This is a genomic window from Robbsia andropogonis (assembly GCF_034047095.1).
GTDB classification, from domain to species: domain Bacteria; phylum Pseudomonadota; class Gammaproteobacteria; order Burkholderiales; family Burkholderiaceae; genus Robbsia; species Robbsia andropogonis.
The window spans coordinates 1,279,367-1,300,059 of sequence record NZ_CP139166.1 but is presented as its reverse complement, the minus strand read 5'-3'; the positions used below and the strand labels follow the sequence as shown (position 1 = coordinate 1,300,059).

At 55.9% G+C, this 20,693-nt stretch carries 12 protein-coding genes and 3 pseudogenes; 10 read left to right on the top strand and 5 right to left on the bottom strand.

Annotation, left to right across the window (positions count from 1 at the left end; genetic code table 11):
* The first annotated feature begins 183 nt into the window (after positions 1-183).
* Positions 184-459, top strand: coding sequence for a hypothetical protein (locus tag SJQ66_RS10500; protein WP_320534028.1), 276 nt, complete (start codon positions 184-186; stop codon positions 457-459).
* Between the two features lie 99 nt (positions 460-558).
* On the opposite strand, the pseudogene SJQ66_RS10495 reads toward SJQ66_RS10500, so the two are convergent.
* Positions 559-873, bottom strand: a pseudogene (locus SJQ66_RS10495) (transposase); the annotation flags it as partial.
* A 277-nt stretch (positions 874-1,150) separates the two neighbouring features.
* Here SJQ66_RS10495 and SJQ66_RS10490 point away from each other — a divergent pair.
* Positions 1,151-2,815 carry a PAS domain-containing protein gene (locus SJQ66_RS10490; RefSeq protein WP_046153764.1) on the top strand — a complete coding sequence of 555 codons (1,665 nt, stop codon included), beginning with the start codon at positions 1,151-1,153 and terminating at the stop codon, positions 2,813-2,815.
* 155 nt (positions 2,816-2,970) lie between these two features.
* Positions 2,971-3,387 (top strand): annotated as a pseudogene (locus SJQ66_RS10485) (DDE-type integrase/transposase/recombinase); the annotation flags it as partial.
* Between the two features lie 69 nt (positions 3,388-3,456).
* Here the strand turns inward: SJQ66_RS10485 and SJQ66_RS10480 are convergent.
* Positions 3,457-6,120 carry a hypothetical protein gene (locus SJQ66_RS10480; protein ID WP_320534027.1) on the bottom strand — a complete coding sequence of 888 codons (2,664 nt, stop codon included), beginning with the start codon at positions 6,118-6,120 and terminating at the stop codon, positions 3,457-3,459.
* 1,408 nt (positions 6,121-7,528) lie between these two features.
* Between SJQ66_RS10480 and SJQ66_RS10475 the strand changes: the two genes are divergently transcribed.
* From SJQ66_RS10475 to SJQ66_RS10455, 5 genes are all read left to right on the top strand, one after another.
* Positions 7,529-7,678, top strand: a complete 150-nt coding sequence (locus SJQ66_RS10475) for a hypothetical protein (RefSeq protein ID WP_157685224.1) — start codon at positions 7,529-7,531, stop codon at positions 7,676-7,678.
* Between the two features lie 440 nt (positions 7,679-8,118).
* A complete protein-coding gene (locus tag SJQ66_RS10470; RefSeq protein ID WP_024905791.1) occupies positions 8,119-9,072 on the top strand; it encodes a DMT family transporter in 954 nt (317 codons plus the stop codon).
* A gap of 131 nt (positions 9,073-9,203) precedes the next feature.
* Positions 9,204-12,611, top strand: a complete 3,408-nt coding sequence (locus SJQ66_RS10465; RefSeq protein ID WP_320534026.1) for a 3-keto-5-aminohexanoate cleavage protein — start codon at positions 9,204-9,206, stop codon at positions 12,609-12,611.
* Positions 12,571-14,058 carry an FAD/NAD(P)-binding protein gene (locus tag SJQ66_RS10460; protein WP_082103019.1) on the top strand — a complete coding sequence of 496 codons (1,488 nt, stop codon included), beginning with the start codon at positions 12,571-12,573 and terminating at the stop codon, positions 14,056-14,058. The genes SJQ66_RS10465 and SJQ66_RS10460 overlap by 41 nt, the downstream gene beginning before the upstream one ends.
* 99 nt (positions 14,059-14,157) lie before the next feature.
* Positions 14,158-14,826 carry an O-methyltransferase gene (locus tag SJQ66_RS10455; RefSeq protein ID WP_024905788.1) on the top strand — a complete coding sequence of 223 codons (669 nt, stop codon included), beginning with the start codon at positions 14,158-14,160 and terminating at the stop codon, positions 14,824-14,826.
* Positions 14,827-15,140: 314 nt separating this feature from the next.
* Here the strand turns inward: SJQ66_RS10455 and SJQ66_RS10450 are convergent, their stop codons facing one another.
* Positions 15,141-15,755: a pyridoxamine 5'-phosphate oxidase family protein gene (locus SJQ66_RS10450; RefSeq protein ID WP_024905787.1), complete on the bottom strand. Its 615-nt coding sequence runs from the start codon at positions 15,753-15,755 to the stop codon at positions 15,141-15,143.
* A 771-nt stretch (positions 15,756-16,526) separates the two neighbouring features.
* Here SJQ66_RS10450 and SJQ66_RS10445 point away from each other — a divergent pair.
* Positions 16,527-17,081 carry a YagU family protein gene (locus tag SJQ66_RS10445; protein ID WP_320534025.1) on the top strand — a complete coding sequence of 185 codons (555 nt, stop codon included), beginning with the start codon at positions 16,527-16,529 and terminating at the stop codon, positions 17,079-17,081.
* 260 nt (positions 17,082-17,341) lie between these two features.
* Positions 17,342-17,482: pseudogene (locus SJQ66_RS29885) on the top strand (IS30 family transposase); the annotation flags it as partial.
* Positions 17,483-17,751: 269 nt separating this feature from the next.
* On the opposite strand, the gene SJQ66_RS10435 reads toward SJQ66_RS29885, so the two are convergent.
* The gene (locus SJQ66_RS10435) at positions 17,752-19,464 is read right to left on the bottom strand and encodes a tannase/feruloyl esterase family alpha/beta hydrolase (RefSeq protein ID WP_046153769.1); all 1,713 of its coding nucleotides are present in this window, start codon (positions 19,462-19,464) and stop codon (positions 17,752-17,754) included.
* Between the two features lie 10 nt (positions 19,465-19,474).
* A complete protein-coding gene (locus SJQ66_RS10430; protein ID WP_024905782.1) occupies positions 19,475-20,614 on the bottom strand; it encodes a porin in 1,140 nt (379 codons plus the stop codon).
* Positions 20,615-20,693: the final 79 nt, after the last annotated feature.

The following is a 20,693-nucleotide window of genomic DNA, read 5'->3' as shown; positions in this document are numbered from 1 at the left end:
TGCCGCCTCGCCATAAAGTCCAGATACGGGTCTTACGTGCATCCGTCATCGGGCCAAATATGCTCGCCATGACAACACCTCAGATTTTATAACAATCAATATCAGGGTGTTGCAGTGACCGGTTGAATCCGCCGTCACGATTCGATTGCATTACAAAGCGCAAGGCCGGATATCTTAGATACGGTGTCGGCAGTTGGTAAGGAGCTTGGGTACGATGTTTCTGGTTTTGATAAAGACGCTGGGAGCATCACTCTTTCTTCAAATGCAGGTCTTTTCGTTGGCGCAATGAACGGAAAAATTCAGAGGGCAACGATCATGGTGCGTTCGTTAAATGGCGGGCGTAAATTAGATCTTACGGTTTCGGTGTATGGGAATTTTGATCAAGGTGGACAAGAAGCTGCGACAAAGCGATTGAATGCTTTCAAAGAAAAGCTTCTGGAAAAAGTTGGCCAGCATTAACCTGTAATTCACTCCGTGAATTAAACCTGTTCAGTAGGTAATCCCCCCACCCAGTGACCGGTTGAATCCGCCCGCTTTAAATATGGGGGGATTACCCGGCGACTTCCTCACATACGGCGGCACAATCGATGAATTGAACTTCACACCCGATCCTGATCGATCACGAACCTTCGGCACCTTCACCGGAATCGGGCCGGCCCCCGTCAACACTTCGCGCTGCGGCAGGTAGCCATTGCGTACTACGGCGCGTTGCCCGTGCAGCGTCTTGACATTCGCGAGCCGCTCCAGCAGCACCGACAGCTCGGCTTCAATCGCCTGCTGGATCACCTCCCGCGCGCCCTGGCGCACCAGATCGTCCAGACCCAGACCGCCTTGCGATAGACCGACGACTTCCTTTTCCGTAAACTTGCTCATGGTAGGTGGTTTGTTGTTTGCTGGTTTCCGACTTCGACAATCAGATTCTTAGCTGCAACCTCCACCGCCTTCATCCTCACGCCTCCAATCCCCCGTACACAGATTCGCGCTTAGCTCCCAGGATTCTTGGACTTCGCTCAAGTTGACAAATTCGCTGCCGTTAACCCGCCTGTAGGTAAAAGGTCAGTCAGAGCAGTTAACACGGCTAGTGACGACATTATGAAAGGCTACTTACTTTTGGCGTGAGTGCGCCATGACTTGACGCCACTTAAATATCATGAACTTCTTTTCCTCGATTCGAAGACGTCGTCTAGACGCGTTATTGCAATCACAAGCCTCTATTGAATTCGATATGGAGGGAAACATTGTATTTGCCAACGCACGCTTTCTTGATCTGATGGGTTATTCGCTCGCAGATATAAAGGGTAGACACCACCGAATCTTTGTCGATGAAGAATACGGCGCCAGCCGTGAGTACCAAGAGTTTTGGCAGAAACTTCGAAATGGAGCTACTCATAGCGCCGAGTTTATGAGGCGAGCGAAGGACGGTTCCGCTGTTTGGCTTCAAGCGAGCTACAATCCCGTGCTGGATCGACTCGGTCGACCGTTTCGCGTACTCAAGATTGCCCAGGACACGACAGAGCGAAAGGTCCGGGACATCAATTACGAGAGCCAAATCACCGCGATCAGCAGATCTCAAGCGGTCATTGAATTCGACATGGTCGGGCATATTCTATACGCAAACGACAATTTCTTATCCGCATTGGGTTATACGCTCGAAGAAGTACGCGGAAAGCACCACAAGATGTTCGTCGACGATGCTGAGCACCGGGGACCCGATTACAAGCGATTTTGGGAAAATTTGCGGAAAGGGCAATTTCAATCTGCCGAATTCAGGCGAGTTCATAAAACAGGTAGAAACGTTTGGATTCAAGCGAGTTACAACCCCATTTTCGATTTAGCTGGAAAACCATTTAAAATTGTTAAGATAGCGACTGACATTACCGAAGAGGTCAAGCGGCGTAAAGGCTTCGAGCTTTTGTCAATGGTTGCAGATTGCACCGACAATTCTGTTGTCATAACCGACGCCGACGGCCGAATCGAATACGTAAATGCAGGCTTTACGAAATTGACTCACATTACCTCTGAAGATGCCACAGGCAAGAAGCCAGGTCACTTGCTACAAGGAGCGCACACCGACCCAACGACGGTCGCCCGCATTCGGGTGAAACTGGCTGCCTGCGAGCCCTTTTACGAAGAGATCTTAAACTATAACTTGCACGGGGAGCCGTATTGGATTTCGCTGTCAATCAATCCAATTTTTGATAAGCACGGAAACCTTAAGAAATTTGTGTCAGTTCAAGCCAACATCACCGAGACAAAACTCAAGGCGCAAGAGGATGCAACGCGACTGACAGCGATACGATCGTCGACGGCCACTGCTGACTGGTCTCCGCGGGGCGTCCCTGTCGACGCAAGTAATGTCCTCCTCGGCATTTTGGGCTTCAAAGACTTGAATTCAGCGCTTGCGACGCTCTCCGATATTTATCGCGACGCAACTGCCGGCGACAATGCTGCAAAGCTAAAACGGCGCGAAAGCGTGGAACTCGAAATTAAAGCTACCGACGTGGACGGCAAGACCGTCTGGTTGCAAAGCACCTTCAATCCTATAGTAGGCATGGATGGAACCATGTTGAAGCTATCGATGTATTCGAGCGATATTACGGCTCAGCACCAAACGATGGAACGCATCCGAGGCGTAGTGAAAACGATCGACGACCTTGCATCTCAAACGAACTTGCTCTCGCTGAACGCTGCCATCGAAGCTGCAAGGGCAGCAGAAGGCGGTAGAGGGTTTGCTGTCGTCGCTGACGAGGTCAGGAAGCTTGCAAAGCGCTCGGCCGATTCCGCTAATGAAATAGCAACGATGCTGCAAAGCTAATGCGATATCTGGCACGGTTCTGTCGCAATAAGTGGGTCTGGTATTCTGAAGACCCCGATCGAACGATCCGATCCACGAAGCAAAACCTGACTACCGCGATGCCGAAAGTGTTTAAGCGGCTCCACTATCTACTGGACGTGATGCTCCTATGCGTGCGTTATCTCTACCGCGCTATCGACAAAGCCGGTAACATGGTTGATTTCCTGCTACGAGCCCGCCTAAACAAGGCTGCCGCGCAGGCATATTCCTAAAGGGCAATCGTGCTAAACGGCGACCCAGAGTCCGTGACGATCGATAAGAGCGCATCGAACCTCGCCCGTTTGAAAGCGATCAATGCCGCGCAGGAAACACCGATCAAGATTCTCCAGCAAAAGTATCTAAACAACCTTGTCGAACAGGATCACCGCGTAATCAAACGTCGAACGCGACCAATGATTGGCTTTAAGAATTTTCGCTGCGCACGCATTATCTTTGGTGGAATCGAGATCATGCGCATGATTCGCAAAGGTCAGATGCGCGGCTGGGCTAAGGCACTTTCACTCGCTCACCAATTCAACTCCATAATTGCATAAGCAATCCTGTACATTTTTAAAATTCTTAAATCACTCAATTCTTTTGCGACGGAACCGCCTGATGCGGGGTCATCCTGCACTATCTAAATCTATCAGTTCGCTGATAGCCAACTCGGCGAGCACGCGTTCACCGGCAGTTGAGGTCATTGCGGATGCTTGCAGTCCAAACGCTGGACCGGCCGCGTATCCACGGGAATTGATTTCATAACTGTAGTATCCAGACACCGTCCAGCTGCTAGGTTCGTTAAGAAGTCGCGCCATTTCGCCCTCCAGCAACGCCATCTGGGCGGTATCCCTTGCGCTCAAACTACCACGTGAACACATACGAATAATGGTGATTTCATCTTGATATGCGCTGAGCATTTCCGCGACTGCAACGGTGATTTTGTTACTTTCGCCAAATGCTTGATTGCCACGAGTGGCATTCGAACGCACTTCGCTTATGAACGCGTCCAGTCTTGCAGCGCTACGACTAGTACGTGCAATTTCAGGACGGCGCATTTCAATATAGGAAAGGAACGAGGTAGGATCGACAAATTCTACAAGCCGCCGGACGTATTTCTGATTGAAACGGCCGTGTTCTTCCACCATGCGCAAGGTCACGCTCGCCCCTCGCGGCGCGATCGGAACGGTGAGGCCTACAATTGGCATTGATGGCACGCTAATTGACTCAGGATGTGCGGCGTGTGTTGAAAAATGACCAGCGCTGGAAACGCTACCCAGAATCGACACACTTGCTGTTAGCACGGATGAGCGTCCGCGCGACCGCTCAGTACCGCGCAGCCATCCGTTCGCGTCTACGCGTTCGTTCTTTCCAGCCAGCAATTGGTCGTAGCTTATACTCGCGACTGGCCCCACATGCACGCCGAATGCCGCGGCGCGTGCCATCAAGGTTGCATTGCCCGATACAGTATGACTGCTGCGCCGCTGGACTCGCCAGTTAACCGAGATATCTGGTGTACGGAAGAAACGAGTGCTGAAATTTTGCCACAGCCGTTCTGCTGACATGGACTGCGTCGCCTCAGAAAGCGCCTGTTGTTCAAATAGAAAGTCGACGACATTGTTTGCAAGTTCACGCCAGGAGTTCGTCGGACGGCCATTTGCATCGCGCCGAAGTCGCGTGCGGATTATTACACCCGTCGGTGCGCTGCGATCGTTAGAATAGGACACCCCCGCGCCGCCGCCTATTACAGCATGGACACTTTTGGTTCCTAATGTCACGCCGGCAAAGACACTGAGACCGACGCCGCTCGAGTAACGGGTATCTGTTCCCATGAACACTTCACCGCCGTATGACGAGGAGCCAATCTCGACAAACGCGTGCCGTCCGTGAAGTGCTTTGACACCTGGAGTCGGGGAAAGCCATGGGGCCAATGAATGCGGATGAAACTCGTGCAAGTTGAGCGACGAATTGACGTTGATACCATACATGCCGCCATCGAAGTAACGGACGTTGTTGCCAAGCGGGGCCGCACTGATCACTTGTGATAATGCTTCGCGGAGGGCCGCGGTCGTCGTACTTGTGGGGCGGATTGGCTTGCCTTGCTCTATATAGCGCGCGGTTGCTACGCGCTCCTTAACCTCTGAAGTGTTTCCTTGGGTGTGATGGAGATGCCGCAGGTGTTGCGCAACTTCGTCGGACCAGCGTTCGAGCGTTGAAAGATCTAGCGTCTTTACGCGCTGAAACTCCGCATTCGCCAATATTACATGTGCATTAACATGAACTCTGGGCGCCGACTCGATCAAGGCTGAAGCAATCGCACGTCGATCATCGGATGTTAGCGTCAATTCGCTAGCCCGCTGATCCGGCGATGCGCTGCGCTTCCAGTAGTCCAGATAGAGTTCTCGCAACAGCAAGACTCCACGCACTTCAGGTGAGATTGGGGGGCTAAGTGCGTTTTCAGATGTATGCTGTGTGACCATGCGGTGGCATGCCAAACTGGCGTCAATCGCGGCATGGACCGCCTCCCGAAGCGCACGCGTCTCTTCGCTTTGCAACCGTAGATCGACGCCTCCGGCGTCAAAGGTCGTTGCGGTGAGTGGCGATTTACGCATGCCGACAGTCCGACGAGGATCGAACGCCATCCAGCGATGCCTTGCCCGACGCTGAGAGCGACCGATCCACGTCAGGAACTTTGCAAGGCGACCTTTTGATCGTGCTAGAAACGAGTGCTTTCCACTCTCGCGGTATCCGCTGCGCCATGCGACGTAAGCAGCTACCTGTGTGCTATCTCCGATCATTTGTGCCGAAGCATGAGGGGTAGCGTACAGCTTCGCTGCACAAAGTAATGCGTTTAATGCAAGCGAGCACGGCTCGTCACGGTTTCCCATAACCGCCATCTGTTGGATTGCCTGATGGAATTGCTGACTCGGGGTATCGGCTATCGTGTCATTTCCGGCAACGTGGTTGGCAAGGTAATCTGCAGCCTGCAAAAACGTACGAAAGCTTTCGCGTTTCATAGCGCCGTCAGCGGTCGCTTCGTCAAAGGTCGGGTCGCACTGCAATGTGACCAGAGCGTCGAATCCATTGGCCGTATGTGCGAGCATACGTGCAACATGCCATGCGTGACGCTGAGCTGCTGTAGGCGGTAGCGTCATCTCGTAGTTTGCATTACGCACATCAATTGAAAAATTGCCTTGCAGATGCGCCAATGCCTCGGCCGCCCTCGCCGCGTCGCCGCCCGTTGCGGCCGCAAGCGCCCGAGCGCATTGAAGGGCGCCTGCATATCGCACCGGACTATCCTCCGCTGACTGCGCGTGCGCTAGCGCGGCCAATGTGCGAATGATGTCCTCAATATGAGGGTCTGTTGTAGCTTGTGCGTTCTCGAACGCGAATAGAGACGCTATCGTTCTCGCGAACGCGCGTTCGCTGCATATCGCCTGCACCGCGTCAGCTTGCTGCGACTCAAGCATTGCGGGGGGCGGCTTATGCAATTTATGGGTGAGACCACACGCACGTCCTTCAATTTTTCGGACCTCAGACACCGACGGTGGCTTTATCGCACTAGGCGCCGCCGCGCGTCGCGGACGTGAGGGTATTGGGGCCGGGTCTATTTTCGTGCTGGTGTAGCCGGGGAGAGACAGGGTGCTTCGCGCGCCCGTTCGTAGCCGATAAGGCAGGCGGCGCAATATACCTGAACACCTCGGTTCGTGCGTGCCCAACGTTTCCTGCTCGGACGGATCACATTCCCTTTCTGTTAAATCCGAGGAAGTTGGTGCCCTCGTGCAGTGGCCGGTCAAGTTGAAAAATTTCATCGCGCTGATAAGCATCGGTGGTCTAAAGTATTAATGGTTCTGTCCCAATAAGAATTGGGTAAGGGAAGAATGTTTATATTCATAGTAATACTGATGTAAATAAGGAGTTGAATTTCTGAGCGGGCGAGAGTGCTTTAGCGCAGCCGTTCATCGGATCTTTACAAATCATGTGCATGATTTGCAATGCTCATGTGAGTGGCTGCGCTAAGGCACTCTCGGAAACGTAACTATTCAACTCGTTATTTTAATAGGTATCCTATAAATATAGAGAATCTTACCCGTCCAAATTCCTATTGCGAAAGGACCTTCGCCAACGCGACACAACCCCTCGACTTCCTCAGTTGCAGTCGATACACGGCGCTGCGCCCCCTCCGCCACTACGCGAAGCTGATCCAGCGTAGCCTGCGTCGCCACCTGAAGAGGAGTCGCCTATATTGGCACTGGCACCAGCATATGACGATTGAGTAAAGATGGCGCCAGTCAACCAGATCAGCAAGCAGCAGAAAACGTTCTTTCTCATCATTTTCTCCTATGTAATATTGCGTGCAAGATACTTGAGTTTGTCTTTTACTGTATCAAAGCACCATACGGGAGTAGTACGGTTAATTAAGCTCCGCCACGATAAGCGAGAGCAAATTGAATAATATTCGCATCAGCGAAAAGATATAGCCAGATGCGAATGGTTCTGTTGAAAATACTGGTTCTGTGGGGATCTGACCAAGATCCAGTCGAATCGCTAACATAAACGTGTAAATTATGGTAAGACGGATCTTTGTGATTTGATGAAATAAGGAACTCGGGACGGTAATACCCCTCTGTCAGACTAGTTGGACCATGAATCGCTGTTAGAGTTTGAACCGCCGACAAGCGGCAGAGGAAGAATCCAATGAAGTACGCTGAAGAGCGCAAGGAAGCGATTCTGAAGAAGCTATTGGCCCCACATATTCGTAGCGTTGTTGACGTGTCGCGGGAAGAAGGCATTAGTGGCTTGCGTCCGTTCAATTACGCCAAACAGCACCGCGCGGTAGCGTCGTAATTCATCTCGAGACTGTCTAATACCCGCTCTCCTGAGTTGGCGTCTTCCACGCCCACTCAGGTGGGGGGAAAGTAACGCGTACTGGGATACCGTCCTGTTTGAACTATGACGTATCCATAAATACCAAATATCTCCCGAAGACGACCTATTTGCGCCAGATCCTAACAGATTATAACGACAAAAACACGCGCATTATTGTCGCAAACGGATTTTGATACAAAGCAGAAATAACAATTATTAATCGTTTATTTAAATCTATTACCTATATTTTTTAGAAAAATAATGTAAAAAATTCGATATACCTATTTGCACAAAGATCATTTGATGTTATGTTTGTGCTTAATTAGGACATTTTAAGTTTTAAAGAAAAATATATTAATTAATTGGGCGCGAACGCGTAACGCGTTTGTAACGATCAACAGACTACTTTCGTAAAAATCATGACAGGCAGTCCAGATCCAAGTCTCGCCGCATCCTCGACACCGACGGTTGCAGGGCGGGGTGACGCGGAAATATCGATTAGCACGGATTCTGCAAGACGAATCAGCTTGATATTGATGAGTCTGGCCGGTCTTTCCCAAGGTTTTATCGGGCCAATCGTCAAGCTGGTCGATTTTGCACCATTACCCTTGGTGGTCGGGCGTTGCATCGTGGCGGCGGTTCTACTGCACGCCATCTGTATTCTGACAGGACGCCGAGTACAAAAAACGGATCGCATCAACACGATTATTTGCGGATTTCTTCTTGCCGGACATTTTGCCACCCTGTTCATGGCATACAAGAAGACTGACGTTAATCTCGTTCTGATTGCGCTGTTCACCTATCCGATGATCACCAGCCTGCTCGAGCCCGTGTTTTTCGGCGGACGTCCGCAGCGCCGACAGGTGATTTCTGCATTCGTCGTGACCGCCGGTATCGCATGCCTGCGCCCGGCGCCGGGCGGCAGTGGCGACATGATTGCCGGGATCGGTCTCGCTCTGGCGTCTGCGGTTCTGTTCAGCCTTCGCAACATTCTGAGTCGCAAGCTCGTTGCTAAAAGCGACGGACTTGCGATCATGGGATGGCAAACCACCATCGCGGCCATCGCGTTCGCGCCAAGCTGCGTTGGACTCAAAGTGAGCGACATGACATCGTCGGTATGGCTCGGCATGCTGGCGCTGGGTATTTTCTTTACCGCCATTCCTCATACGCTACGCATTCTCGTGAAGCGTCATCTCACCACGGCAACCGTTGATATTCTCGCTGCGCTTCAGGTGGTGGGGGGGGTGCTGCTGGCCTGGATACTGGTGCATGAGGCGCCCACCATCAACGTGATACTGGGCGCTGCATTTATCTTTACTGCAGTCCTGTGGGAAGCCGCCAGCACATGGCGGCGGGGCTCGATGCCCGAATGACGCGAGCACCGCGTGGCGAGACATCGTCTTCGCGGAGAAAACACGCCCCCCGATTTGCCACAAAGCCAACGGTTTGCTGGCGGGCGCTCGTCCCGCTGGACTGTCCACGTTGTCTAAACATGAGGAACGACATGCCCAAAGCGCTATACATTACCGCGGCTCCCGTCGGAGCAGTGCCGAAATCGCTCAATCTGGGCGACCCGGTTTTTGTTCATGGCTATCTTCTCGATCTGATCGATGCGAAAGAGCGGGTGCTAATCGTGAAGGCGCTCGAGAATGAAGGCTGGGAGCCTGTCGACGAAGGCGGTATCGCGCTTCAAAGCGGCTATGCCAGCACTATCGACGACGCAGCGGTCCGCTCGGCGGGAAATGCCGGCGAACTGGAGCGTGACGGGTGGAGCCGGGTGTCGGGACAGTGGAATTCGCCGTGGCCGAGCGAACCGCACGACGTGAAACCTATGATTGCGCGGAGTCTGCTGCAACGCATCGGGTCCATTGGCCTCATCCGGCAGACCGTCCTGCAACTAACGACGTTCGGCTGGACCGTCACCGCCCAAGGCGATCTGTCATGGCCCCACGGAAGTATTCGCAGTTATCTCCCGCCAAGCCTCGTGCAACAGATCCGGGCGGCAGACCAGACCGTCCTGGACGTGCTCATGAGCGAAGGGTGGACGCACTGCCGTGCCGGGTACTGGCAGCCCGGCAAGGGCCGTAGCGTGGACCTTCCGTTGACGCCTGAAGCGATTGTGGCGGACGCGCATCAATCACTGATCGAAGGGGCAGCCATCGTACACCTCCATACGCGTTCGAGGGCTGATCGCGGCGAACTGCAAATTCCAGGACTTGGCACAACCATCACGACGGGGGCGCAACGCAACCAGATCGTAGTGGAGGATTTCGAGCAGATTGTCACGACGCTGCGAGCGATGGAGCCCGCTGCGATACTCAACGTGTCGACCAGTGCGCGCGGCGACCGGAGCGCGTCTGAAAGCCTGTTGCGCCGCGCACATCTGAAACGCTACGGACCCGCGCAGGTGCATGCCGACATAGCATCGTTCAGCCCGGGCCCCGTGGTGTTTCAGAGCGGCGGCGGCTACGACAACCCGCCCGGCTTCCTCGTCCAGCAACTCGACCAGTTTGCTCGGACAGGTATACGACCGGAAATCGAGGTATTTAATCACACCATTGTCGAAAACGCGACGAGCATCTATCGCGACGTACTGATCGCGCATGGCGAGCCGGTGCTGTTCATGCTAGTGGCTGGGGTGGATCAGCATCGACGCGACGCGGTCAGCGGCGAGCTCAACGATGATTCGCTGATCCCGGTGGGCACTAGAAAGGACATCGCTGCGCTGTTGCAGCGCGACGACGTGGAGTCCACGCTGGCGGGGGCGCGGATCGCGGCCGACGCGCTCCGGCCGACAGTCGTACAACTGCGTGAGCATTTCCCTGCGTCGAAGATTTCGATTCTGCTGCCGGGTGCGTTTCACGCCATTCTCGTCGAGGTCGCGCTGGCGCTGTCGCTGGATGGCATTCGCGTGGCACTCGAAGACGCGCTGAATGTGTTCGACTCCCGCGTACCGGGTGGTGTCAGGCGGGCGCAGGGCACGAGCGATCAGGTACGTGCATTGAAGCGCGATTTGGAAAAACGCGGCATCTCAACGCTCAGCGCAGAAGCATTGCGTGACCAGATCGACATGACCCGCTGCGAGGTCAGGCTGTTTCGCGAGGCAACGAGCGCGTTGTCAGCCTATCTGCCGTTCGCGTCCAGCCCGCGGTCGCTTCCCGGGGCGGCGACGCTCGCGCAAGCGCTGTCGCCTGTATTAGACGCTTACGGGAAGATCGAGGACAGGTTTGCTGCCGAGCTCCGCAATGTCCCCGACGACCTGCGGACGGACCCAGCCGCTCTTGCCGCTCGCGTACGGGCGACGGCGAACGCGACAGGGGCGAACATACGCTTTTTCGTTGAAGAGCGCGACCGCTATCTCGATCACGAATACCTTGTCTTCAACGACATCTACGTCCCGCAAGCGTTAAATTTTGCGCGCGAAGTCCTGGCGCAGCGGGGTCAGTCGACAGACGCATATGACGAGGCGCTCGCCCATTACGGACGCCCAGGAGAAACCGTGCTGCGCGAAGAGGCCAGTTACCGGATTCGCGAGGATCAGTTCAAGTCGTCGGCGTTGCGGGCGCTCGAATATCTGGTGTCTATTCCATGCCGATACAACGTGGACCGCACCAACGTTTTTAATACGCAACTGCGTCGCGATCCTCACTACAGCGCGACGATGGCGCTGCTTTTTCATGCGATTCGTGAACTGACGCTGGAACTGCGCGCGCGTTCTAACGCTCATCAGAAAGCGTCCGGTCCGGTGTGGTCGATCGTATCCGTGGATGCCGCGCAACCGCAGGGTGGTGGCCCCCTGCGCGAACTTGCTTCGTCGCGCAAACTGCCAGTGCTATCCGCCGGCGTCGAGTGGGTGGTGCTGCCCAGCACGCCGACCACGCACTACCCGCTCGGTCTCAAGCTGTCGCATGGATTGACGGATACGTTTCATCACTTCCTCGACCGGGTGGTGCGAGACGTTTCACTGCTGAAAGCTGGGCGGCCGACGCGGGATACACCGCTTCGCGTCATTGGCATCGCGCATACGGGGCGACAGCCCGATGGCGAGACGATCGTCGAGGCCAGCATGCTCTACAACCGCTTCGCGCTTAACGCCGACCGGACCAGCACGTTCCATGGTCATCCGGCACGACTGATCTATGAACGATTGTTGCTGCCGCGACTCGTAGACAGGCCACGTGAACTCCTCTATACGGAATCGCAACTTGCGGTGCGTGATGAAGATGGCGTGCCGCTCTACAGTGACGGGACACGCGCCCGAAGAATCGCACGAGAGGCCATCGGCCGCCTGACTTTCTTGAAGCTACTAGCGCATAGTTCGGGCATTTCCACCGCACAGCAGCTCGACGTGCTCACTCGTTTGGACTCAGAGCGACTGGGCTACGCCCCGGACGAATTGCGGGCGATCTTCGACCGCGCTCTCGTAATCTCCTTTGCGTCTGCGTCCAACGTGCTGGTCGACTGGGCCGGTACGTCGGTGGTCGATGTGACTGCCTTTAACGACGTGCGCAGTCTGGCGGGCACCACCACGGACGACTATCTTTTCAGCGAGGGAGCACCGCTCGACACGCTGCGTCGCGCGTTGCTGGCCTCGCGGGCGGGTGACGCGCCGGTTGGTGGCTATCGATACGAGGAAGCGAAGTTGCTTCGTCATACGGGCGCGCAAGGTAAGACCGTTGCGCGGTTGACAGGCGTTTTCCTGATGGATGATGTGGCGCGTCAGCACGATGGCCACTCGATCCGCCGGTATCTGGAAGGGACGCCGCGCTGGCTACGGCAGTGGCTCTCCGGCGTGTTTCATGCTCCCGCCTCAAGAGGTGCGCTTGATGTGCTGGGCGAGCTGGACGCCGCAGCAGGCGAGCGCCTAGCGAATGGAAAGCGGGAGTCAGTCGCACCGTCATTTGTCGTGTGAGGTAGCCATGCGTATAGCGATCATAGGTTTAGGATGCAGCGGGACAATGGTGTTGCGCGCCATTGCCGATCGACTTCGTGAAGGGGATCCGATCGAAATTAGGCTGTTCGAAAGCCAGAAGGAGGTGGCGGCGGGCATTCCCTATGGTGCCGCATTCAACGATGACTGCTTTGTGCTGAACATGCAGACGTCGCTGCTCGGTGCACATCCCCAGCGTCCTGAGGAGTTCATGGACTGGCTGGCCGGGCAGTCGCCAAGCGTTGTTGACGGGACGGATTACATCGCGCGTACGCGCATGGGCGGATATCTCGCAAGCGTTCTTCAGGCGTCGATGGCACGGTTGCGGCAACTGGGCATCGCCTGCGAAATCGTCCGTGACGAGGTCTGCGACATGCAGGTTAGGGGAAACGAATACCTGCTGTTTGGCACGACCCAGACCTATACCGCAGACCGCGTGGTGCTTGCACCCGGGCACTTGAAGAAGCGGAAGCCCGAGGGCAGCGGGAAGCGTTACATCGCGAACCCATATCATGCGCTTCACCTCGTTCGCGCGATTCCGCCGAACGCTAAGGTCGGCATCGTCGGCAGCAAACTGACGGCGGTCGATATGGCTATTTTGCTGCGCGAGCAGGGGGTCCGCCGGATTTCGATGTTCTCGGGTTCCGGCCGTTTGCCGCTGGTGCGTGGCGTCAGGCCTCCTGAAGACCGGTTGCCCGTCGTGCGACGCCCAAAGGGCGCGTCGCTTCGTTCCTTCCTTAAAGCGATACGCGACCAGGTTCGCACTATGCAGGCGCCTGCCGAATATGAGGCCTTTCTGTCCGGCAGGGATGAAGCTGTCCGGCTCGCTCACGAACTGGAACAGGCTTCGGCGCCGCGCCTCTGGCACGCGTTGCTCGATGAGACGAAGCACTTCATTGACGACTTTTGGCAGGAGCTCAGTCCGTTTCACAAGCGCCTCTTCCTGCGCAAGTATCAAGGATTGTGGATGAGCTACCGGCATCCGATGCCGCCGTCGAATGCCCGAAAGATCGCCGGCATGCTCGCCGATGGCTCGCTGACGGTCCACAGTGGCTATCGGGGCGCATCGGCCTGCCCTGACGGACAATTAACCGTCAGGGCAGGCGACCAAGAGGTTATCGTCGACTACCTGATCGACGCGAGCGGCACACCGGCGGATGTGCGCGAGATCGATTCGCCGCTCGTCGCGAATCTGCTGCGTAATGGGATCGTTGCTCGCTGCGAGTTTGGCGGCATTGAATGCGAGCCCGCAACGCACCGCGTTAGACCGCTCTCGAACGTGTATGTGATCGGGCAGCTGACCCGTGGTCGCATTTTCTACGTGTCGGCCATAGAACGTATTGCCATTCACGCGTTGGTCATTGCGGCCGACCTGATGCGCGCCGTAACGGAAAGAACCGGAACTCGGCTCGAAGAGGTGGCCGACTGACGCGGACAGCGCGCCGCACGATGGCGTTGTGCCAGATCAGGACACGCGCGATCTGCCATTCGAGTCGAAGCAATCCGACAAACCTAAAGGAGATTGTTCATGAGCCAAGAAAACTGGACCGTAGTCGACAACTATTTCTCCCAGGCACTCATTCCTTCCGATTCCGCGCTCGAAACAACGCTGAAATCCAGCGCGGTTGCAGGGCTGCCGTCGATCAACGTCGCGCCGAACCAAGGCAAGCTTCTCTACCTACTCGCTAAAATCAGGAATGCGAAGCGGATTCTGGAGATCGGTACACTCGGCGGTTACAGCACGATTTGGCTTGCGAGGGCGCTCCCCTCCAATGGTCGGCTGATCTCGCTTGAGTCGAACGTCGAATATGCCGATCTCGCGCGACGAAACATCGCCGCTGCAGGGTTATCCGATGTTGTTTCGGTTATTGTTGGCACTGCGGTCCGAAGCCTCGAACAGCTCATAGAAGAGAAGGCCGAACCGTTCGATCTGGTATTTATCGATGCGGACAAGGGAAGCAATCCGGACTACCTGCGCCTATCGCTTGCGCTGTCCCGCCCAGGCACGGTCGTAATCGGCGACAATGTGGTGCGCAACGGGCGCATCAGCGACGTGAACAATCAGGATCCCGATGTGATCGGCGTAAGGAAGTTCTTTGAACTGGCCGCCTCGGATAGGCGTCTGGATACGACAGCAGTGCAGACGGTTGGCTCGAAAGGCTGGGACGGGTTTTCGATTACTCTTGTGTCGGCATAGCAACGGATGACGTGAGGGGATCTGTCGTGCGATTGCGCGAATATGCGCCGAGGCTTTTGCTTCAGCGCGGCGAGCTATCGGCTGGTCAATACGTTGGCGGATTGCCTTTGACGGCCAGCGGTCCGGTCTTTAGTGAACAGAAACGTCTGATTGTGCCAGGAAACTTGTGCACGACCGGCACAAGTTTGCCAGACCCCTGTCTAGCGCGATCGGGCTCGTACTAACTGTTCGAGTCGGTCCCGCAATGGTATTGGGATGACCGATTTCAACCATGGATTAACCAACTGGCTCATGAACCAACATTTGCGCGTGCGTCAATACAATCCCGCGAGGGTGCGTTGAGGAAGCTCCCGGTCGTAGGTCTGTCCATCGAAAACGCCACCGCTCAGCCGCTGATGCATCTGTCCAGCGCTCGGAAGGCTGTCGCGATTTACTTGCCTCGTCGTATTCCACAAGTCGGACCGCACTAGCGCTTTCGAGCAGTGAAAGTACGCTGCGCAGACGGTGATGACTATCGCAGTACGCGGCAGTTTCCCATTAATCTCGAAAGCCGCAAGTAGCTGAGGATCGACGGAGATTTGCGCTGTGCCGTTCACGCGCAACGTTTCACCAACTCCCGGCACGAGAAATAATAGAGACACCCGCGGGTTGATCATAATGTTGCGCAAGTTGTCGATTCGATTGTTTCCCGGCCGATCCGGAATCACGAGGGTTCGACAGTTGACGATTGACACAAATCCGGCAGGATCCCCTCTGGGTGAGCAATCGGTTCCATCTGTCCCGGCTGACGCAAGGATTACGAACGGCGACGCCCTCACAAATGCACAATAGTCGTCGTTAAGATGATCGATCTCCTTCCACAGCGCCCGTTCATGTGGGCGGCCGTATATCGCCTCAAGTTGCTGCACATCGGAAATTACATGTTCCATTGCGTCCACCGTTCTGTTTCTATCGATAAAGATACCTGCGCCAGGTGAGTATAATTGACGTATCGGAATCCGCAAACGAAGCTTTCTCACATTGCATTTTCTAGCGCAAGGAAAGTGCTGACCGAGTCAGCTGGCGCCTGAGCATTGTGACGTGGCCGAAGCGGTAGGGTAAGGTTGACGCATGAAAACCTCGTCTATTTACTACTGCTATCGCTTCGCGCCTGCGGTCATAAGCTTAGCGGTGCGTTAGCACTTTCGCTTTCCCTGCGCTTTTGCGACGTCGAAGAATTATTGTTTGAGCGCGGCATCGCTGTAAGCTTACGGTTCGCTTGGAATCGTGGCGGTAGTTTACGCGCGACGGACAAAATACGTCCTCGTTTTGAGCAGCGTCAACAACAAGCGGCGCAGTTCGGTTTACTTGATAAGATGTCCTACATGTAGGAACATGATCAACACGCTTGCTTATTTGCACGGGAACCGGGCAAACGGACGGTGGGCGGAATCTGGAGAACGGACGGGGCCTACGTTTGAATCGGGGAGAGTGGCGATATCTCTACCGGGCTGTCGGCAAAATGTTTCTGTCGCAATAAGAATTGTGTGGCGAAAGAATGTCTATAATCGGCGCTTTCATCCCTTGGCTTCCCTTAATCAGGCATCCAAGGCTGACCAGTTTTCGAGAAAGTAAACATACCCCTCGGGGGTTTCTGAACTGGCCTCTTAAGATTAAGGCTCTTTTCTAGCCCTGTGGCCTTTTATGGAGAGCAATTCAGCATGGTGAAAAATCTGGCCAATCGCAAAGTCATCGTATGGGGCACGTTGCTGGGGGGCTTTATCAGTTCTCTAGTGAAATCGGGTACGGAAGCGAATATGCCGCCCAGGGTACCGGGCGAATTGTCGCCGCCCGCAGCGAATATAGACGGGTGGTTAGGTGGCCTCGGCATCAACGCACATTCTCTGGATTATGCTTACCAGAGCGTGACGATTCCCGGTGCGGTGATGCTCTATCACTGGCTGTTCAGTTTCGCCTTTGCCTTTATTTACGTTGCCGGGGCTCGGTACTGGCCTAAAATCCGAATGGGATTCGGGGCCGGGTACGGCATCCTCATCACTTTGGTGATGCACGGTTTTCTGATCCCCGTGCTCGGATTCAGGCATCCTGTTTATGATCACGGTGCCATAGGATGGCTGTGGAAACTCAATGGGTACGAGTTTTCGAGCGAACTTATCGGTCATATTTGCTGGTCGGTATCTATCGAGGTTTGCCTAATTTGCGTGCTTGCGGTTTTCGGAGAACCGGTCAGCGGCGAATGGACACGCACTCACTGATTTGCACCAGAACCCAAATAATTATTTGGCGAAGGTGGGTTCAAGAGGTCATCGCAACGCCTTTCTATTAATATCGAATGAGGGAGCGTAGACGAATGGCACAGAGGGGAAAGCCTGGGCTGCCGCCAGAAGGCAAGGCAGAAGTTTGGCGGCGGTGGCGCGCAGGTGAATTGTTTCTTGGCGTCGGCAAAGCGCTAGGCAAGCCAGCCGGATCAATCTACGGCGTAATCCAACTACTTGGAGGTTACAGCTCTCTCGGGGAATGGTCTTCGGAACAAGTAAGCGGCTGGCTTAAGCGCCGATATACCGATGACGAGTGGATGCGCGTGTCACACGAAACGATTTGTCGTAGCCTGTTTGTGCAGGCGCGCGGCGTTCTAAAGAAAGAGTTGCAGTATCATTGCGGACCTAGCGCAAGATGCGTCATTCGCGCCTCTCCAGCTTTGCTTCACGGTACACAACTTGATCAATACTCGCAGGCGCAACTGAAAAAATCGCAGCCCGCCTCAATGCGCGGCTGAGAAAGACCTTGGGTTTCATGTCCCCGGCCGATAAACTACGTGGGGCTGTTGCCGCGACCTTCATACTGTCCAAATTTTCGTCAGCGCATGCCGATTAAAATCGCCTGACGGCGAGCCCTTACTCCCGAAAGCGCACACTCCCTCTTAACTCAACTACAAACGAAACTACTCGCGGCGTTCACATCGCCGCCTTGATAACGCGCCACTTTCGGGTACGGGCAAAGCGGCCGTGTTCGTCCTGCTCCCCAGTCGGTGGGCACGTCGGCGTTCGGCGCGGCATTGCTCGCATCGCGCGCGGTGGCGACCACGCTGTCCGGCGCCGTGCCTTGCTCGACCCATGCAACGAGCGGCGTGAGCAGGTCGAACTGGTCGGTGCTCGGACCGCCGCTGCAATGGTTCATGCCCGCGATCGTATAAAGACGCGCGAAGTTCGACGCGTCGCCGCCGTTGGCTGTGGTGAGCCGCTGATACCAGTCAGTCGTGTCGTTCGACGAAAACACCGGGTCACTCGTGCCGTGATAGACCATCAGCTTTGCCCCGCGCTGCTTCAACGCGCTGAGATTGGTTTCATCGGGCGGCGTCATGAACGACCAGGCAGACTCGGCATACACGCCGCTGGTGGCGAATATCTTCGGCGCATCGGTGTCCATGTTGAAGTTCAGTGCATACGCGGACAACTGGCTCAGCACGGAAGCGGCTTGCGGCGGCGTGGTGAACGTGAAGGCGGCCGCGGCCGGGTCGAGCGTGATCGAGTTGGCCTGCTTCCAGGCCGACCAGCCAGCGCCGAGTCCGGCATCGTATGGGAAGCTTGCATACAGCGCGGTCCCTGCACTATTGCGCGCCCCGGAGAACACATTGCCGATGGCGTCCATCTGGGCGCTTGTCAGACACGTGCCGTCACGAACGTTGTTTGTGCAGGTTGGGATGTCGCTGGCAAGGTTGAAGTTGGCCTGGCATGCCTTGATATCCTGAATGAGGCCGTCCGTTACACCGTCGAGTGCATCGCACTTCGACAGTATTTTAGACGCTACCATTTGACGTTCCGCCGCCGTGAAACCGGTTGTGATATCGGGCAGGCCATTCGAGGTTGTCGCTGTCGCCACTTTCGCAAACTGCTGTGCGCTCCACATTTCACCGATGGCCGCCTTTGGCAGGTGAACGCCCGGATCACCCGCGATGATGCCGTCATAAGCCGCCGAAAAGCGTGTCGCCGCGACCAGCGCATGACGTCCGCCGTTGGAGCAGCCATCGAAGTAGCTCCTATCCGGTGCTTTGCCGTATGCCAACTTGATGACTTGTTTAGCCATCGGTGTGAGCGTCGCAACAGCATTGTAGCCGTAGTCGATTCGGGCCTGCGGATCGAGACCGAACAGGGGATTTTGCGCCGAGCTGTGCCCTGCATCCGAACTAATGACGGCGAAGCCCATGTTGAGCGCATCGCTAGTGGGGCCGCCGCCGCCGATTTCGCCGGTGGCCGTGACCACATTGCCGTCGAGTCCGCCGTTGGCTTGATAGAAGAAGCGTCCATTCCATGCAATCGGCAGGCGCATTTCGAAGCCGATTGCATAGGTGTTGCCGTCGACGCTACTGACTCGCTGATTCATGCTGCCTTGAATCAGGCAATGTTCGGCGATCGGTCTACCGACCACTTCGAGCGTGCCCGCCGCGACGTCCGTCACCGTGGTGAAGATGGTGTTGGCGAAACTGAGCTTTGCAGCGAGTGTAGCGCAATCGCCGACCAGCGTGGCCGGCGTTGCCGCGCTCAATTGCGGCAACGCGGACGCATTGTCGCCGACGCTACCGCTGCACCCAGCGAGGGTGAGCGCCGCGGCTGACGCTAGTGCGATAGAGGTGCGCCTCATGCTTGGTATCCTAGAAAGAATGACGCATGCCAACCATGACGCCGGTTTGGCCCGTGCCCGCTGCGGGCGTCGTGCCCCCGCCACCCCCGCTCACCGAGTACTGCGCCTTCGCGCTGTTGGCGAGGTACGACGCTTGGGCGTAGACAGCGGTGCGCTTCGATAGCAGATAGGTGGTGCGCAGCGTGCCCATCGTCGCGCGCGTGTCGTGCTGGGTATTCGTGATGTGATAAACCTCGCCATCGACGATGAAAGCGGGCGTCACGTTATACGCCGCGGCCAGGAAGAACAGATTGGAGCGCACGCTTGCAACCGTGTCCGCGCCCGGTTCGACGCGGCGGTTAAGCCATCCCACGCCGAGCTTGGTCTTGCCGAATTTGGCGTAGGCGCTCAATTGTGTGCGGATGTCCTTGTCGGCCGCGCTGGTGAGGGGCGTCGGCGTAATGCCGTCGAAGAAGTTCGCCGCCGCGGTGCTGCCGCCACGCTGTTCTTCATACGACCCCGCGACGCCGAAGAGTGGTGCGTCGTACTTCAGCATCACGGACCATTCGCGGCATTGCGTTGTCTGCCCGGCGACCGATCCGGTACAAGTGCCCTGCCCCGGCGAGTTGCCGGTGCCAGCCGCGTCGCGTCCGAACGAGTAGTTCGCGCCGAAAGTGACGCCCGCATAGCTGCCGAGGTAGACCACCGAGTTGTCTGCGCGGCCATTTGGTACGTACGCGTCGAGCGAGCCCAGACCATAGATGTCCGGGCCGATCAGGTCCGCGCCCATCAGCGCGAGATAGGTCATCGTGTACTGGCGGCCGAACGAGATCGTGCCGTAAGGGCTCTTAATGCCGACGAATGCTTGACGTCCGAACAAGCGGCCACCTTGACCAAGATCGCCTGCGCGCACGTTGAAGCCGCTTTCCAGCGTGAAGATCGCGCTATAGCCGCCGCCCAAGTCTTCCGCGCCACGCAAACCCCAGCGTGAAGGCATTTCGCCCGTGACCGACGGCATGCGGAACACGCTTTTTCCCGCTGCGTTCGCGTGCGAAACGTATTCGATCCCGGTGTCGATAATGCCGTAGAGCGTCACGCTTGATTGTGCCGCTACGGCACCGCTGATCGTGCACAGTGCGGCACAGAGTAATAGACGTGCGGATGGTTGCATGAAAGGTTTCTCCGGACCGTTTAATGAATAGCGGCGTATTGTTGTTGTGTGCTTGGGTTGGGTGTTCTCGTGACGACGG

Bases quoted from the DNA above. Each gene is read 5' to 3' on its own strand.
- SJQ66_RS10490 (WP_046153764.1), top strand. From the start codon at position 1,151: ATGAACTTCTTTTCCTCGATTCGAAGACGTCGTCTAGACGCGTTATTG.
- SJQ66_RS10475 (WP_157685224.1), top strand. From the start codon at position 7,529: ATGAAGTACGCTGAAGAGCGCAAGGAAGCGATTCTGAAGAAGCTATTG.
- SJQ66_RS10470 (WP_024905791.1), top strand. From the start codon at position 8,119: ATGACAGGCAGTCCAGATCCAAGTCTCGCCGCATCCTCGACACCGACG.
- SJQ66_RS10465 (WP_320534026.1), top strand. From the start codon at position 9,204: ATGCCCAAAGCGCTATACATTACCGCGGCTCCCGTCGGAGCAGTGCCG.
- SJQ66_RS10460 (WP_082103019.1), top strand. From the start codon at position 12,571: ATGGAAAGCGGGAGTCAGTCGCACCGTCATTTGTCGTGTGAGGTAGCC.
- SJQ66_RS10455 (WP_024905788.1), top strand. From the start codon at position 14,158: ATGAGCCAAGAAAACTGGACCGTAGTCGACAACTATTTCTCCCAGGCA.
- SJQ66_RS10450 (WP_024905787.1), bottom strand. From the start codon at position 15,755: ATGGAACATGTAATTTCCGATGTGCAGCAACTTGAGGCGATATACGGC.
- SJQ66_RS10445 (WP_320534025.1), top strand. From the start codon at position 16,527: ATGGTGAAAAATCTGGCCAATCGCAAAGTCATCGTATGGGGCACGTTG.
- SJQ66_RS10435 (WP_046153769.1), bottom strand. From the start codon at position 19,464: ATGAGGCGCACCTCTATCGCACTAGCGTCAGCCGCGGCGCTCACCCTC.
- SJQ66_RS10430 (WP_024905782.1), bottom strand. From the start codon at position 20,614: ATGCAACCATCCGCACGTCTATTACTCTGTGCCGCACTGTGCACGATC.